General features: G+C 58.8%; 15 protein-coding genes. 2 read left to right on the top strand and 13 right to left on the bottom strand.

Going from position 1 to position 16,691, the window contains the following annotated elements; all coding sequences use genetic code 11:
* Positions 1–29: 29 nt before the first annotated feature.
* A complete protein-coding gene (locus tag KHU33_RS22735) occupies positions 30–2,126 on the top strand; it encodes an OPT family oligopeptide transporter (protein ID WP_230414493.1) in 2,097 nt (698 codons plus the stop codon).
* Positions 2,127–2,194: 68 nt separating this feature from the next.
* On the opposite strand, the gene KHU33_RS22730 is transcribed toward KHU33_RS22735, so the two are convergent.
* From KHU33_RS22730 to KHU33_RS26575, 11 genes are all read right to left on the bottom strand, one after another.
* Positions 2,195–2,506 (bottom strand): P-II family nitrogen regulator, encoded by a 312-nt coding sequence (locus KHU33_RS22730; protein WP_211467172.1) that lies wholly within the window; start codon positions 2,504–2,506, stop codon positions 2,195–2,197.
* 116 nt (positions 2,507–2,622) lie between these two features.
* Positions 2,623–2,997: a copper-binding protein gene (locus KHU33_RS22725; RefSeq protein WP_211467170.1), complete on the bottom strand. Its 375-nt coding sequence runs from the start codon at positions 2,995–2,997 to the stop codon at positions 2,623–2,625.
* A 125-nt stretch (positions 2,998–3,122) separates the two neighbouring features.
* A complete protein-coding gene (locus KHU33_RS22720; RefSeq protein ID WP_211467168.1) occupies positions 3,123–3,434 on the bottom strand; it encodes a hypothetical protein in 312 nt (103 codons plus the stop codon).
* 430 nt (positions 3,435–3,864) lie between these two features.
* Positions 3,865–7,017, bottom strand: a complete 3,153-nt coding sequence (locus tag KHU33_RS22715) for an efflux RND transporter permease subunit (protein WP_211467167.1) — start codon at positions 7,015–7,017, stop codon at positions 3,865–3,867.
* Positions 7,014–8,624, bottom strand: a complete 1,611-nt coding sequence (locus KHU33_RS22710) for an efflux RND transporter periplasmic adaptor subunit (protein ID WP_211467165.1) — start codon at positions 8,622–8,624, stop codon at positions 7,014–7,016. The genes KHU33_RS22715 and KHU33_RS22710 overlap by 4 nt, the downstream gene beginning before the upstream one ends.
* The gene (locus KHU33_RS22705; RefSeq protein ID WP_230414492.1) at positions 8,621–9,970 is read right to left on the bottom strand and encodes a TolC family protein; all 1,350 of its coding nucleotides are present in this window, start codon (positions 9,968–9,970) and stop codon (positions 8,621–8,623) included. The genes KHU33_RS22710 and KHU33_RS22705 overlap by 4 nt, the downstream gene beginning before the upstream one ends.
* 75 nt (positions 9,971–10,045) lie before the next feature.
* Complete coding sequence (locus tag KHU33_RS22700) at positions 10,046–10,450, bottom strand: hypothetical protein (RefSeq protein ID WP_211467163.1); 405 nt, start codon at positions 10,448–10,450, stop codon at positions 10,046–10,048.
* A 215-nt stretch (positions 10,451–10,665) separates the two neighbouring features.
* The gene (locus tag KHU33_RS22695; protein WP_211467161.1) at positions 10,666–11,118 is read right to left on the bottom strand and encodes a chromate resistance protein ChrB domain-containing protein; all 453 of its coding nucleotides are present in this window, start codon (positions 11,116–11,118) and stop codon (positions 10,666–10,668) included.
* Positions 11,119–11,171: 53 nt separating this feature from the next.
* Complete coding sequence (locus KHU33_RS22690; protein WP_211467159.1) at positions 11,172–12,335, bottom strand: chromate transporter; 1,164 nt, start codon at positions 12,333–12,335, stop codon at positions 11,172–11,174.
* 2 nt (positions 12,336–12,337) lie between these two features.
* Entirely contained in the window at positions 12,338–13,288 is a 951-nt protein-coding gene (locus tag KHU33_RS22685) for a chromate resistance protein ChrB domain-containing protein (protein WP_230414491.1), read from the bottom strand.
* 77 nt (positions 13,289–13,365) lie between these two features.
* Positions 13,366–13,578: a GDCCVxC domain-containing (seleno)protein gene (locus tag KHU33_RS26575; RefSeq protein ID WP_230414490.1), complete on the bottom strand. Its 213-nt coding sequence runs from the start codon at positions 13,576–13,578 to the stop codon at positions 13,366–13,368.
* A gap of 146 nt (positions 13,579–13,724) precedes the next feature.
* On the opposite strand from KHU33_RS26575, the gene KHU33_RS22680 reads away from it, so the two are divergent.
* Entirely contained in the window at positions 13,725–14,378 is a 654-nt protein-coding gene (locus KHU33_RS22680) for a peroxiredoxin (protein ID WP_211467155.1), read from the top strand.
* A gap of 86 nt (positions 14,379–14,464) precedes the next feature.
* Here the strand turns inward: KHU33_RS22680 and KHU33_RS22675 are convergent, their stop codons facing one another.
* The gene (locus KHU33_RS22675) at positions 14,465–15,667 is read right to left on the bottom strand and encodes an MFS transporter (RefSeq protein WP_211467154.1); all 1,203 of its coding nucleotides are present in this window, start codon (positions 15,665–15,667) and stop codon (positions 14,465–14,467) included.
* Positions 15,668–15,695: 28 nt separating this feature from the next.
* Positions 15,696–16,691, bottom strand: a 996-nt coding sequence (locus KHU33_RS22670) for a DMT family transporter (protein ID WP_211467152.1), incomplete at its 5' end; no start/stop codon positions are given.

Here is a 16,691-nt window from a genome sequence, read left to right as displayed (position 1 = left end):
CAGATTGTAATTTTGGTGATGGAGTTCCGATGTCTGTTCCGATACCCTCAACTGGTTCATTAACCGGTTCATTAACTGGTCCATTAAGCGGTCGCATTTCCGACAATGTTTCCCTGCCCGAGCTGACGCTGCGCGGCATCATTCTCGGCGCCTTGATAACGGTAGTATTCACAGCTTCCAACGTGTACCTGGGCTTGAAAGTCGGCCTGACTTTTTCTTCCGCGATTCCGGCTGCCGTGATTTCCATGGCAGTGCTGCGGATGTTCAAGAGTGCCAATATCCTCGAAAACAATATGGTGCAAACCCAGGCTTCGGCCGCCGGCACCTTGTCTTCGATTATTTTTATCCTGCCTGGACTGGTGATGATCGGTTACTGGCAGGGTTTCCCTTACTGGCAGACCTTGGCGATCTGCGCCGCCGGCGGCATGCTGGGCGTGATGTTCACGATTCCGCTGCGGCACGCGATGGTGGTGCAAAGCGACCTGCCTTATCCGGAAGGCGTGGCGGCCGCGGAAATCCTGCGCGTCGGCAGCGCCGATGTCGAACTCGACGCCGCCACCGGCAAGGCCGGGGCAAAGACTGAAACCGGCATCGTCGACATCATGGCCGGCGGCTTAACCGCTGCCGTTGTGACCTTGTTCTCATCCGGCTTCCGGGTGCTGGGCGAAGGCATCAATCTGTGGTTCGCAGCGGGTCCGGCGGTGGTGCGCCTGTCCGCTGGATTTTCGCTGGCCTTGCTGGGCGCCGGTTACCTGATCGGCATCGTGGCCGGCATCGCCATGCTGATCGGCCTGCTGATTGCCTGGGGTGTGGCAGTGCCGGTGCTGACGTCGATGCACAGCATGCCGGACGGCGTGACGCTGGCCAAATATGCCACCGGATTATGGAGCAAGGACGTGCGCTTCATCGGCGCCGGCACCATCGGCGTGGCTGCGGTATGGACCCTGATCACGCTGTTCAGGCCGATGCTGGAAGGTGTCAAGACTTCCTTCCAGGCGTTGCGCGGCGGTAACGGCCGCATCAATATTCCGCGTACCGAGCGCGACATGGCGCCAGGCTGGATCATCGGTATCACGCTAGTGCTGGTGGCGATCCTGGCGGCGACTTTCGCCGGTTTCCTGAGCGCTGCCCCCCTGTCTGCCGGCATGGTGTGGGGGCTGGTTGCCTACAGCGTCCTGTTTGCGGTCGTCTTCGGTTTCCTGATTGCCGCTGCCTGCGGTTACATGGCCGGTCTGATCGGTTCCTCCGCCAGCCCGATTTCGGGTGTTGGCATCGTCGCCGTGGTGCTGGTCTCGCTGCTGATCCTGCTGGTCGGCAGCGGCGACGGCCTGCTGGCCACCGAGAGCGGCAACAAACTGGGAATTGCGCTGGCGATCTTCACCACCTCGGCGGTGATCGCCGTGGCGACTATTTCCAACGATAACCTGCAGGATCTGAAAACCGGCTGGCTGGTCGGCGCCACGCCGTGGCGGCAGCAGGTGGCGTTGCTGATCGGCTGCGTGGTCGGCGCCGTGGTGATTCCGCCGGTGCTTGAGCTGCTGTATAACGCCTACGGTTTTGCCGGCGCGATGCCGCGCGCCGAGATGGACGTAGCACATGCCTTGTCGGCGCCGCAAGCAACCCTGATGACCGCGATTGCGACCGGGATTTTTACCCATCAGCTGAACTGGGACATGATATTGATCGGCCTCGGACTGGGCGTGGTGCTGGTGGCGATCGACGAAATGCTGCGCCGCCGCCGCGGCGTGGCGCGCTTGCCGGTGCTTGCGGTAGGGATCGGCATTTATCTGCCGCCGACAGTTGCTTCGACCCTGGTGCTGGGCACGGTGCTGGCCTGGGTCATAGAACGCATCCTGAGAAAGCGCGCGCAGAAGCAGGGCGTGCCCTACGTGCAATTCGCCGAAGCTTCGAACCGGCGCGGCGTGCTGCTGGCGTCCGGCCTGATTGTCGGCGAAAGCCTGGTGGGGGTGCTGCTGGCGGCCGTCATCGGCTTTACCGGCAGCGATTCGCCATTGGCGCTGGTTGGCGCATCGTTTGAAAATACCGCGCAATGGCTGGGGCTGATTGTGTTTGCCGCGGTGGCCTGGGTTTTCTCGCGCCGTGTATTGACTGCGCAGAAGGCATAAGCGGGCGCCAGGGGCTATTGCGCATTGTGGGCGATAGCCTCGCGTCCGAGGTGTAAAACAAGCTCCGGTTAAAACTCGGAGCGCGTGCGAATATGAAAAAATTCATCTACCGCCAGCACGGCCAGGATGCCTGCGCCAGGGATATCGGAGTGTGCAACATCCAAAATCGCATTCGTCAACGCTTCAAGCTTTGACTCATCCACAAAGATTTCCACTTTGAGATGTTCTGTCAAATGGTTTTTTGAATAGAAGTCGGTGTACTCGCCGTATCCCTTTACCTTGGTCACGGTCATGCCTTGCATGTGAAGACTGCCGAGTCTGGCTTCCAGCGCCAGCAAGGCATCTGGACGAATAATGGCAATGACATATTTCACGTTCATGGTGTTCTCCAGGTAATGAATAAGTCCTTCTTCCTCAATCAATCACTTGCGCAGGAGGAGACAGCGCCCGTGAATCTGAACAAGGCGCTGAACAAGGCGCCCGCCCATAGCAGCAGTTACTTCACGCCGGTAACAACGTAATCCGCGCCTTGTTTGGCGAAATTGATGGTCACTTTCTTGTCGACGGCGAGTTTGTCGAAGAACATCTTGTCCTTCACAGCGAAGGTCATCGTCATGGCCGGCCAGTTCAAGCTTTTGACCGGTCCGTGCGCCAGTGTCACGCTGCCTTTCGTCGTATCAACCGCCTTCACCACACCCGTCGCCTCGTGGGTTGTTGCCTTTGCGGTGGAACCGGAATTCATTTTTTCCATCGGCATGGCCTTCATGTCCATGTCTTTCATATCCATATTTTTCGTGGTGCCAGACTGGGCGAGAGCCGCGCCGGATGCTGACAGCGCCAGAACCAATGACAGGGTTGCGAACGATTTCATGTTTATTTCCTTTTTAAAGTTGAGAGTGGTGTTTTGAAACAGATTGCACCCATCCGTTTGACAAATGCTGGACCGATGGGTGCCGCGCCTGCTTTCACACGCGTTTATTGCGACTTCTTGACGTTTCAATGTTTCATTTTTCCGGTCATGCTCGGATCCATTTGACGGCCCATGTCGGCTGGATAGTCTTTACCATCCATCTTCCCCATGCAATCCTTCATCATTTGATCCATGTTTTCGTGCATTTTCGGGTCCATTTTTCCGTCCATTTTGTGATCCATTCCGGCTGGTTGATCTTTACTAGCTGCTGCCTGTGCCAGTTGAGCGTGCTTGGCCTTACGGGCCTGCTCAATTAACTGCCAGTCGGGGCCAGCGAAGGCGGGAAATGCGGTACCAACGGTACTGATGCATAGCAATGCAAGTAGTAATTTTTTCATGATGAATTCCTCTGGAAATTGGTAGTAGATAAGGCTTTATCTGATTCACACCATCACCGGGCTAATTCAGCCATCGACAATACAAAACACGTAGCGCCAGTGATGTCCGCACTGAAACATCAGGAACCGCTACGTCAAAATCGGTTTGCGCAACAAAACACGTCATCGTCTCGGCAGAAACGAGAGCAGGATGATCGCCGCTTCCGACAATGCTCGCGACGGACGGCGGCGCCACGTAGCAGGAAGCGCATGGCAGGCAAGCCGTCATGGTCATCGGTTGTTCGATCACCATAGGTACTTGCCTGTGACTCTGTTGCGGCAGCGCTTGCACGTGACCAATCCATGCCAATCCGATTAGCACAGCCATACACAGCACGTAATACGTGATGTGCTTACCCAAACGGTGCGTGCTAAACAGTTTCATCAGGATCTATGCCTCCACCTGCGACGCCGTGCCGTTGGCAATCTGACGCCGACGCAACAGCAGAAAGGCCACGGGAACCACAAACATCGACAACAATGGCGCCGTGATCATCCCGCCTACCATCGGCGCGGCGATCCGTTGCATGACTTCCGATCCGGTACCTGTGCCCAGCATGATGGGCAGCAGGCCGGCGATGATGACGGCTACCGTCATCGCCTTGGGGCGTACCCGCAGCACGGCGCCTTCACGTATCGCATCGAGCAGATCGGCTTCACTGCCATTGCCGTCAGTCAGCCGTTCGTCCCAGGCGTGTTTCAAATAGAGCAACATGATTACGCCGAATTCGGCCGACACGCCGGCTAATGCAATGAAGCCGACGCCACCGGCAACCGATAGGTGATAATCAAGCAGCCACAACAGCCAGATACCGCCGGCCAGTGCAAACGGCAGCGTTGCCATGATCAAGGCCACTTCATCGAAGCGTTTGAAGGTCAGGTAGAGCAGGACGAAAATAATCAGCAAGGTGGCCGGCACCACGATCTTGAGTTTGGCGGTGGCGCGTTCCAGATACTCGAACTGCCCCGACCAGGCGATGGAATAACCCGCAGGCAATTTGACTTCCTTGGCCACGACTTGCTGCATATCGTGCACGGTGGAGCTCAGATCACGGTCGCGGATATCGACATAGACCCAACCCGACAAGCGCGCATTCTCGCTTTTCAGCATCGGTGGACCATCGTTGATGCGAATCGCGGCGACATCGCCCAGCCGGATTTGGGCGCCACGGTCTGTTAGCACCGACAGTTGACGCAGTTTCTCGACCGAGTCGCGCACCTCGCGTGGATAACGCACATTGATCGGAAAGCGCTGCAATCCTTCGACGGTTTCGCCAATGTTGTCGCCGCCGATCGCTGCCGACACGACACTTTGCACATCCGCAATATTCAAGCCATAGCGCGCAGCGGCATCGCGGTCGATGTTCACATCGATATACCGGCCGCCATTCAAACGCTCGGCCAGCGCCGACGACACGCCCGGGACATGCTTGACGGCGCGTTCGATCTCGCCGGTAATGCGGTCGATCTCCTGGAGACTGACGCCAGCAACCTTGACCCCGACCGGACTTTTGATGCCGGTGGCCAGCATGTCGATCCGGTTGCGTATCGGCGGCACCCAGATATTGGACAGTCCCGGCACTTTGACGATGCGGTCAAGTTCCTGGGTCAACTTGTCCGGCGTCATGCCGGGACGCCACTGGTCGTGCGGTTTGAACTGGATCACGGTTTCAAACATTTCCAGCGGCGCCGGATCGGTCGCACTCTCGGCACGGCCAGCCTTGCCGAACACGCTTTGTACTTCCGGCACGGTTTTGATCAACCGATCAGTCTGCTGCAGCAATTGCGACACCTTGCCGGCCGACAGGCCAGGCAGTGCCGACGGCATGTACAACAGATCGCCTTCGTCCAGCGGCGGCATGAATTCGCCACCGAGCCGGGTCATCGGCCAGATCGTCACAATCGCGACCAGCGCCGCCGTCAGCAGGGTCATCTTGGGAAAGCGCAGCACGATATCGAGCAAGGGCCGATATAGCGCAATCAGGAAGCGATTGAGCGGATTCTTTTGTTCATCCGGAATCCGGCCGCGAATCAAATAGCCCATCAAGACCGGGATCAGCGTCACCGCCAACCCTGCAGCGGCCGCCATCGCATAGGTTTTGGTAAAAGCCAATGGAGAAAATAACCGTCCTTCCTGCGCTTCCAGCGTGAATACAGGAATGAACGAGAGCACGATGATCAAGAGCGAGAAGAACAACGCTGGACCGACTTCGGCGGCGGCGTCGCCGATGACGCGCCAGTGATCATTGCCTTTGAGCTTTTCTCCTGGATGAGCCTGGTTCCAGGCTTCGATATGCTTGTGGGCATTTTCGATCATCACCACGGCGGCGTCGACCATGGCGCCGACGGCAATCGCAATTCCGCCCAGCGACATGATATTGGCATTGACCCCCTGGTAATACATGACGATAAAGGCGATCAGGATGCCGATCGGCAGCGTAATGATGGCAACCAGGGCCGAGCGCATATGAAACAGGAAGATCGCGCAGACTACGGCGACGACGATGAATTCCTCGATCAGCCTTTCTTTCAGGTTCGAGACGGCACGCTTGATCAGGCTCGATCGGTCGTAGGTTGAAACGATCTCGACGCCGGGCGGCAGGCTGGCCTTCAATTTCTGCAGCTTGGCCTTCACGGCATCGATGGTTTCCAGTGCGTTCTTCCCGGAGCGCATGACGATCACGCCGCCGGCCACTTCGCCTTCGCCATTCAGCTCCGCAATCCCGCGCCGCATTTCCGGCCCCACCTGGATGCGGGCGACATCACCTAATTTCACCGGCACGCCGGCATCGGTCGTCGTCAACGGGATCTTGCGGAAATCGTCCTGCGATTTCAGGTAGCCCGATGCGCGTACCATGTATTCGGCCTCGCCCAGCTCTAGCACGGAACCGCCGGTTTCCTGGTTGGCTTTCTGCACGGCGTCGATGATCTTGCCTTGGGGGATGTTGTAGGCGCGCATCCTGTCCGGATCGAGCACGATCTGGTACTGCCGCACCATGCCGCCGATACTGGCAACTTCCGAGACATTGGGCACCGCTTTCAACTCATACTTGAGAAACCAGTCCTGCAAGGCGCGCAGCTGCGACAAATCCATCTTACCGCTACGATCGACCAGCGCATATTCGTAGATCCAGCCGACCCCGGTCGCATCCGGCCCCAGCGCGGTTTTAGCTTGCGGCGGCAGGCGCGACTGTACCTGGTTCAGGTATTCCAGCACGCGTGAGCGGGCCCAGTAAGGATCGGTGCCGTCCTCAAACAGAATGTAGACGAAGGAATCGCCAAAAAACGAATAGCCACGCACCGTCTTTGCCCCCGGCACCGACAGCATGGTGGTGGTCAGCGGATACGTAACTTGGTTCTCGACAATCTGCGGCGCCTGGCCTGGATAACTGGTGCGGATAATGACTTGCACATCAGACAGATCAGGGATGGCGTCCAGCGGCGTACGCGCCAGCGACCAAATGCCCCAGGCGGTGACCATCAATGTCGCCAACAGCAGCAGGAGGCGGTTGACGATGGACCAGCGGATCAGTCTGGCGATCATGGCGCAGCTCCCGTCGGCTTGGCGGGCATCTTCGTCGCGCCATCCATCGCTTTATCTTTCTTGTTCGCCATAGGGGCGGCGGCAGTCGGCGTAATCGTAGAGATCTCGAATGCGCCATCCTTGATCGGATGAATCTCGAAGACGACGGTGTCGCCGACCGCAACGTTGTTTGGCAAACCAACTGCAGGCACCTTGAAGCCCATCGTCATCGCACCCCATTGCAAAGTGGGAATCGGACCATGCGAGATAGTGATCTCTTCCTTGGTGATGCTTTCGACTTTGCCTTCGCCGCGATGCGTCGGACCAATCGCCTTGCTAGGTGTTGGTGTGGCCATGCCTTCCATCCGTGTTTCCGTGCCCGTCAGGCTGGCTTCGGAATCGATCAGGAACTGACCGGAGACGACGACCTTTTGCCCCACATCCAATCCTTTGCGGATTTCGGTCTGACCGTTGGTTTCACTCCCAATCTCGACATCGACCGGAATAAACTTGCCGTCGCCTTGCGCCACCATGACAACACTGCGGGTTCCGGTCTGAATCACGGCTTCAGTCGGTACTAGCAGGATATCCTTGCGCGCCGCTGACGAAAAATTAATCGTCGCAAACATGCCTGGCACCAGCTGGCCGGACGGGTTGGCTAACTCAATGCGCGCCTTCAGCGTGCGGGTAGCAGGATTCACATCCGGCAGAATCGCGCTGACTTTGCCCTTAAATACCGTTCCTTGCAGCGCCGGCGTACGGGCTTCGACCGCGTTGCCTGGGCGTACCTGAGCAGCCATGCTCTCCGGCACATCGGCATTGACCCAAATCGTGCTCAGGCCGTTGATTTTGAACATTGGCGCCCCAGCCATCACCGTCATGCCTTCACGCACTGCCAGATCTGACACCACGCCGCTGGTAGGGGCGAAAACGGTCAGGCGGGCTTGTACCTTGCCGCTAGCCTCCACCAGGCGTATCTGGTCATCCGTCATGCCGACCAGGCGCATGCGTTGGCGCGCACCACCAAGCAGGCCGTCCATGCCGGTTCCTTGCATGCGTTTGACCGACAGATACTCTTCCTGCGCCGCTACCCACTCCGGCACATATAGTTCGGCCAACGCTTGTCCCTTGCGTACCGGGTCGAGTGGCGCGCGTATATACAGCCGCTCGACGAATCCATTGCTGCGTGCCTGCACCAAGGCGACATCGCGCTCGTTGTATGCCACGCTGCCCACAGCAGTGGCTGCCGACATCAGGTTGCCTCGGGTGACTTCGGCAGTACGGATGCCCAAATTCTGCTGCACGCGTGGACTGATCTTGACCTGGCCGTCGTCGCCTGCATCGTCGGCATAGACCGGGACCAGTTGCATATCCATGAACGGCGACTTGCCCGGTTTGTCGAATTTTTGCCACGGCACCATCGGGTCGTGCCAATACAGCACTTTCTTGCCTGAGTCGCCGGCTTTTGCTGCGCCAATTGGCGAGGATGCCGCGGCGCTCGCCATTGGCGTCGCCATCGTCATCGTCATCGTTTGTCCCCGATGCATGCCCGCTGAATACAGACCGTAGCCGCTTGCTCCGAGAAGACTTGCAGTAACAGCGGCGAGGAGGATGTTCTTATTCTTCATTGGGTGTCCTTGTTCATCCCCGTGTGCGTCATCGCATCATCGGTCGGAAAGAGAAAGTTGAGTTGCGCCCACAGGCGATCGGTTTCAGCCGCCAGTTGCAACGCCTGGATGCGAACGTCGATATCGTTACGACGCGCCGCAAGCACATCGACCAGAGTGGCTTTGCCGCCGCGGTAGGCCGTGATCGCCGCAAGCGTGCGCTGATTGGCCAACGGGATCAGTTCGTTCTCATAACGGGTATAGCGCTCACGGTCGGTTTGCCATTCGTCAATCATGGTGCGGGTCTCGGCCACATGCGCGCGCAGCATGTCCTCGCGCTCGGCCTTGGCTTGTTCCGCCAGCGCCAGCTTGGCAGAGAGTTCGCGATCCTGGCGATTCTTCCGATCCCACTGCAGCGGAATCGACAGGCCGACGGAGACCATGTTGGAAAAAGCCGCACTGCGTTGCTGGAATGCTACTTCTACAGTCCAGTCGGCTTTTTCGTTGGCTCTTGCCAATTTTGCTTCCGTCTGGGCCACATCGACTTTTTTGGTCAAGACGGCAATTTCTGGATGATGCGCAAGGTCACTGTCGAGCGTTGCTGGATCCAGCCGGATGGTGTTGGTATCAGGTTTGCCAGCCAAAGAGAGAGCCGAGACATTCCCAATCCACCGCGCCAGCATGGTATTGGCGTTGCGTACGCGGCGCCGGATTTCGCTCGCCCGATCATCAAACGTCGCCAGGGCGCTGCGGGCAGTGAAAACATCCGCTTGATTGCCACGGCCGGCTCGATAAGCGCCTTCGGCCGATTGCATTTCGAGTTTGGCTTGCGCACCTTGTTCTTCGATAACCGCGCTCATGGCGTCCGCGTAATACCGGTCAAGCCAGGCCAACGCGGTATCGCGCTCAATGGCAGCGGTTGCCATCGTCTTCTCGGCAAGGGTCTTTTGCGCTTCCAGCTCGAAGCGATCAGAGCGCAAACGACGCTTGTCCGAACCCGTAATTTCCTGCATCACGCCGACCCGGCGCATAGTCATGAAATCGTTGTTGAGACTGCCACGATCGCGCCCAGTGACCGGCAGGTTGTCGATGCCGACTTTCAATACTGGATCGGGCAGTTGCCCAGCGGCGACCGCCATGTCGCGCGAAGCCGCGACAGAGAAATCTTGGGCCGTGAGTTGGCGCGATCGTTCTACGGCGCGGCGTTGTGCCTCGGCCAGCGTCAATGGCGGATCGGCCGCGTAGACGTTGACAGCGAACACCAGCGATCCTGCCAGCGCGGCGAGACTGATTCTTAGGGAGAACCGAAGAACCGCGTTGCGTGCCGGACGATGCGCGGCGGGCGGGAATAACATCGGGGATGACATGAAACCTCCAGACAGCGATAGACAACATCGGGCGTGCACGCGGCACGGCGATAGCGGACCAGGCGATCTGGGGGATTAAATGCGGAAACAGCAGTTGCGTATGGACAGCGGCGGCGCAGTGGATCGTGCCAGAAGAAGAGAATTCGGTTGAGCGTCGGTGGAATGGTCGACGACCTCAATATCGTGGAATACCAGCGTCAGCGCGGCAGCCATAAAAGGCTGCACATGCGGCATCGGCGGCTTGTCCAGCGACTGGTTGCCGGCCTGGTCATTGGCGTGACAGAGGCTGGGTTGCGCCTTATCCGCGCCAGCGCATCCGCTCATCGCTTGCTCGCCATCCATGGCCATCGACGCTGACTCGCCGACCTGTCCGATATTGAGGCTCGGACAGGCATACCCCGCCACAGCAAGCTGCATGAACAGCATGCTGACCAGCACGATGAGTGCGGCAATCAAGCGGGATGGGCGGGAGAGTTTCATTACATTCAAGTTCTTGGTTTTATAAATGGTAGACAGCAACGATATTTGTTGTCAAGCGATGATATTTTTAGCGACGATGGCGCATTGTCAGCGTTCCCCCTGTGGGAAGGTCAAGGGATATTCGGCGCCGTCCGCAAATTTTGGGGGAAATCCCTCCCATTAGATGCTCGCCGCAATGCCAGGCTGGCGCCTGAATCGGGTGAAGGAGGGCGGCATCACATTTTCGGCGGCCAGTTATGTGTTTCACTTTGGCAGTGCTTGCACCACGCATAGAGCGCGTCATACATCACCATGCCGTGCTTGAGCATGGCATGGTCATCGCTGAAGTTCTGCGATAGCCCCAGCGACAACGCATATAGCCCGGCCGATTGCGGCGTCAAGCCGAGGCGCGAAGTATCGGCGCCGCGCACGATAACCGCGAGCTGCAGCAAAGCCGGATCATCGAGGCGGTATTTCTTGAGGAAGGCGTCGAAGCTGCACAGCTCGCCGTCGTGAGTCAGTTCAACGCCCGGTATGTCATAAGGAATCGCGCCGGTTTCATTGGCAACGCGTAGCACGTCGCCGGATGGCACGTAGAGAAACTCGGCTTCTGCGTCGATGAAGCGGAGCACCAGCCAAGGGCAGGCAATGCGGTCGATCTTTGGGCGTTCGCGGGTAATCCATTGCATGATGTCGCTCCTTTAGTCCAGGCGCTATGCCCGGTACATGTAGCCAAATCGTTTCAATGATGCATCAAGGGATAAATCGCTATTCCGATCAGTGCGGCCCCAATCACGATGACAGGCTCCGGCAGTTTCTTGAATTTCCACAGCAGCGCTGCAGTCACCAGCGCCAGCAGCGCGGTCGGAATGTCTGTGATGGAGCGCTGCGCCAGTACCACCACCGAACCGGCAATGGCGCCGATAGCCGCCGCCGTGATGCCATCGACGAAGGCGATCAGGGCTGGCAGCTTGCCGTACTTCTTGAAGTACGGCGCGGCGATCACAGTGACCAGATAACATGGAATGAACGTCGCCACGGCCGCCAGGATAGCGCCTGGCAAACCGCTGATCAGGTAGCCGATGAAGCCTGTGGTAATGACTACCGGGCCGGGGGTAATCATGGCAACCGCCACGGCGTCGACGAATTGCTTGTCGTTGAGCCAGTGATGCTCGGTGACGATGCCGCCATAGAGAAAGGGTACGATGGCCAGGCCCGAGCCGAACACGAAGGCGCCGGCCTTGATGAAGAACAGCGTAATCTGGATCAGCGTATTGGCATCCATTGCGGAGGCCAGGGCGAAATTGGGTAATTGCGTGGGCAGCAGCACGGCCAGGTGCGAGGTGCCGAACCTGGGCTTGCAGCGGATCAGCCAGACCAGGACGCCGGCGCCAATGAACAGCAAGGCGATTTCCGACTGCGTGATGATGGTCACGGCTGCCAGCAATATGAAGATGCCCCACAGCAGTTTATCGCGGCCGATGTTCTTGCTGGCCAGCTTGTGCGCGCTGATGGCCATGATGCCGATCACCGCCGCACCCACGCCGTAGAACACGGATTGCATCCAGGCCAGTCCGCCGAAGCCGACGTAGGCCCAGCCCAGGGCGACCACCATCAGGAAAGACGGCAGCACGAAGGCTAGCCCTGCCGCCGTCGCGCCGAGGATCCTGAAGTGGACGAAACCCAGGTAGATCCCCAGTTGCGCGGCCAGCGGGCCAGGTGCGATCTGCGCCAGCGCCAGCCCCTCCTTGTAGTCGGATTCGCTGATCCAGCCGCGCAGTTCGACCAGGTCGCGATGCATATAGCCAACCAGCGCAACCGGGCCGCCAAAGCCAAGCGTGCCCAGGCGCAGGAAATACAAGATGAGTTGCCACAAGGTGTAAGCCGGTTTGCTTGCTTGATCCATGATTACGATTCCCGTTGCAGCGCGGTTTCTTGTTGGAAGGCGGTCAGTAGTCCATCGAAAACGTTGCTGGCTATCGCTAGCAACTGATCGTCATCGGTGATCGCTTCGCGCAGGCCCGCGAGTACGCTTTCAATCCCTGTCGACTCAGGCGGTTGCACGCCGCCGACATCGAGGTAATGCACCAAGGCGCCGATACGCTTGAGTGCCGGTCGCTCCAAGCCAAAGCTTGCCAGCATCACCTCAAAGCTGACACGGCTGCCGACATGGCTGAAGGTGGCGCCGTCGAAGTCGAAGCCGAGGGCGTCGGCCGGACAGTCGGCGGGGGCGGCCAGCCATAACAGCCGGGCTTGCGGGTCAATGAAGCGGCGGATCAGCCAGGCGCAGGCCAGGCGATCCACCCAGGGGCGCCGCCGGGTGGCCCAGGTGCGGCCCTGATATTGACTCACCGACAGAAGGGAAATGGTGGCGTCGACCGGGTGCGGTTCATCCGGCGCCAGGACACGGGCCGCAGCCAGTTCCAGCTCTTGCAGCGTCGCATCGGTTTGGCGCTGGGCTTCGGCAGGAAAGAAATCGATCTCGGCAAGGTTGGCAAAAGTCTTGCGCAGCTTGCGAATCTGCTTGAGTGCGTCCAGCACCGTATCGGCTGTGAGCGTTGCCTGTAGCTTGGCGGCGTCTGCCAGCAATCCCGAGTAGTCCTCGCTACGATCGAACAGTCCGATGAAATGCGCACCGTCGGGTTCCTCTACGCGCAGCACCAAGGCGCTGCCGCCGCCTGACAGCACGTCAGCCGCGATCGTTTCCAGTGTGTTGCGGCAGGCATCGCGTTCCGGCAGCAGATAGACGCCGTCACGCAATACGGCGGCGCCGGATGCCTTGAGCGCGCGCCACGCACGCATGCGCGCCGTGGCGTTTTCTGTCGGCAGGCTGGTAATGAGCGACAAATAGGTATTCATGTAGATAATCCTACGCATAGGTAGGATAATCTACAAGTTTACTTTGCTATTGTGGTGGTTTCATCAACATAAATGAGTTAATCACAGCACCTCGACTGCATCTGAATTGGTGGACATTGCACCGAGCCGAAGGAGCAAAACACACAGCAATCACCCGGATCAGGCCGCAACAGCGCCTTGCAGTTACTGCATTCGTAATAGAACTGGCAGGCCTCGGTAGGCATGGTTTCCAGCTTGGCAAAACCGCATTGCGGGCAAGTCAGGACGGATTCAAGGACGACAGCGTTCATCTCAGAGAGGTCTATGAAAACCGGGACGATTGTCTAGAATGGTTATTTCAGGATGCGCAATCGAGGCTCTGCATGCAGAGTTTGACAAGGCCATCGCAGCGTGATGGCTGGGATATTCCGACACACACACATTATGGAGACTGAAAATGACAATTCGCATAGGTGACGAAGCCCCTGATTTTACTGCCGACACCACTGAAGGCAAGATCCGTTTTCACGAGTGGATCGGAGATCAATGGGCCATCCTGTTTTCCCACCCGAAGGATTTTACTCCCGTCTGTACTACCGAGCTGGGTTATATGGCGCGGTTGAAACCCGAATTCGACAAACGCAACACCAAGGTCATGGGCCTGAGTGTGGACCCTGTCAGCGACCACCTCGCCTGGGTCAAGGATATTGAGGAGACGCAAGGCCACGCGGTCAACTATCCGATGATCGGCGACGCCGACCTGACAGTCGCCAAGCTCTACGACATGATTCACCCCAACGCCAGCGGCGGACAGCGCAGCGCAGCTGACAACGCCACCGTGCGCTCGGTATTCCTGATCGGACCGGACAAGAAGGTCAAGGCCATGTTCGCCTATCCGATGAGCTCGGGCCGCAATTTCGACGAGGTGTTGCGCTTGCTCGATTCGGTGCAGTTGAACGCCAAGCACACCGTGGCCACGCCGGTGAACTGGAAGCCAGGCGAGGACGTCATCATCCCCACCTCGGTGTCCGACGAAGACGCCAAAAAGAAGTACCCGCAGGGCTTCAAGACATTGAAGCCGTATTTACGGGTCGTGGCGCAACCGAAGTAAAAGATCCTGCGAATTGGGAAGAGCCCACAGACCCTTCCCAATTCATCACAAGGCGTGACGGTTTGTGGGGTCGGAATCCAGTGCAGTCAGCGCGCTTTAGCCGGCTTGGCTAAAGCGGCAAGCGCCGCTGCACAAAAAATTGCACCGGCATAGAAGGTGAACGATGCGCCAAGCTTGTCCCACAACAATCCAGCCAGCAAGCTTGCCAGCAACATGGCAAGCCCACTCACCAGGTTGAAGAAGCCATACGCGGTACCGCGCAAATCGGCCGGGGCGGCATGCGCCACCATCGTCGCCAGCAAACCTTGCGTCATGCCCATGTGAAGGCCCCAGATGGCAACACCTGCCAGTACCGCACCCCAGTGATTGCCGGCGGCCAGCACCAGATCGGCAGCTATCAGGACCGCCAGGCCGAGCGCCAGCAGCTTTCCATGACTCATTCTGTCCGAGAGTTTGCCGAACGGGTACGCCGACAAGGCATAGACTACATTCATCGCCACCATGACCAGCGGCACCAAGGCAAGCGGAATGCCGCTCTGCTGTGCGCGCAGCACCAGAAACGCTTCGCTGAACCGTGCCAGCGTGAATACCGCGCCGACGCCAACCACCCACCAGTAAGAAGGCCCCAGGCGCTTCAGGTTTTCCCGCCGAATCGGGTTGGTGCGCTTTTCGCGCTGCCGATGTTCAGGCTCGCGCAAGCCAACGAAAAGCAGCGCAACCGCCATCAAGCCGGGAATTACGGCAATCCAGAACACGGCCCGAAAATCGTTGGCCCACAGCAGCATCAAGCCGACCGCCAATAAGGGACCAAGAAAGGCGCCCACCGTATCGAGCGACTGGCGCAAGCCAAACGCGGCGCCGCGCAGGTGCGCTGGGGTAACGTCAGCCACCAGGGCATCCCGCGGCGCCCCGCGCACGCCTTTGCCAACCCGGTCCAGGAGGCGGGCTGAAAGCACGATGCCGACCGTCGGCGCGATGGCAAAGAATGGTTTGCTGAAAGCCCCCAGCGCATAACCGAACACCGCCAATCCTTTGCGCTTGCCAAGATAGTCGCTCAGCGTGCCCGAGAACACTTTGACGATCAGGGCGGTCGATTCGGCCAGGCCTTCCACCAGCCCAACCGCCAAGGCGCTGGCGCCGAGTGTCGTCACCATGAATAGCGGTAGCAGGCTATGGATCATTTCCGAAGAAATATCCATCAGCATGCTAACGAATCCGAGTATCCAGACGCCGGCGGGGATCTGGCGCAATATGCTTGTTTTGGCGGTATCGGTGGTTTGCAAATGCATGCTCCATGGGATTGATGAAAATGACTACTCAATGGCCATGCCGGTGATGTATGTCCGGGTAGTGCGCGTGGCTGTGGCTGATCGGCAGATGGCGGTGAGGGTGGTTGTGCGGTTCGCGGCCATCCCAGTCAAAGTCGTGCTGGTGCTGATGATGCAGGTCATGTCGGTGGCTGTGCGCATGTTCGGTTTCCTCATGCGTATGCAGGTGCTGGTGGCTTTCGGTTAGATGCAGCCAGATGCCGAGCGCCATCAATCCGGTGGCCAGCCAGAACAAGCCGCCCACCGTGTCATGCAAGACCAGCAGCGAGATCGCGGCGCCGATGAACGGCGCTACTGAAAAGTAGGCGCCGGTCCTGGCGCTGCCTAGATGGCGCAGCGCCAACACAAACAATACCAGGCTGACCCCATAGCTGCAGAAGCCGATCAGTGCAGCGGCGCCGATGCTGGCGAACGCAGGCACAGGCGCTCCCAGCAGCAAGGCCAGCGCCAGGTTGACGACGCCGGCCACCATGCCTTTCAGCGCGGCGATCTGTACCGCGTCGCTGGCGGAAATCCGCCGCGTCAGATTATTATCGATGGCCCAGCACAGGCATGCCGCCAGGATCGCCAACGGCCCCCAGGGGACGCCGAATTCCGGCACCTGCTGCCATGACAGCAGTACCCCCGCCAGCACGATAGCCAGCATGCCGAGTACGATCCGGCGATCGAAATTTTCCTTGAAAACAAACCATGCCAGGGCGGCGGTCAGGACGCCCTCCATATTCAACAATAAGGAAGCGCTGGAGGCCGGGGTGAGCGCAAGGCCAAGCATCAGCAGGATCGGACCGCCGACGCCGCCGCTTAAAATCACCGCGCCCAGCCACGGCAAATCTGCTTTGCTTAACCCGCCGTCGCTTGCTTGCTTGCGTAAAGATCGGCGCCGTATTCTGTGCCGGAGCGCATACCAGAGCGACAGGCCGAGGCCGCTGCCGAGGTATAGCAGGCCGGCCAGCATGACCGGCGAAACTTGTCCCGCAAGCAGTTT

The organism is Collimonas silvisoli (assembly GCF_018305005.1).
GTDB lineage: Bacteria > Pseudomonadota > Gammaproteobacteria > Burkholderiales > Burkholderiaceae_D > Collimonas > Collimonas silvisoli.
Note: the sequence above shows the minus strand (reverse complement) of the source record. Positions and strands in the feature narration are given on the sequence as shown.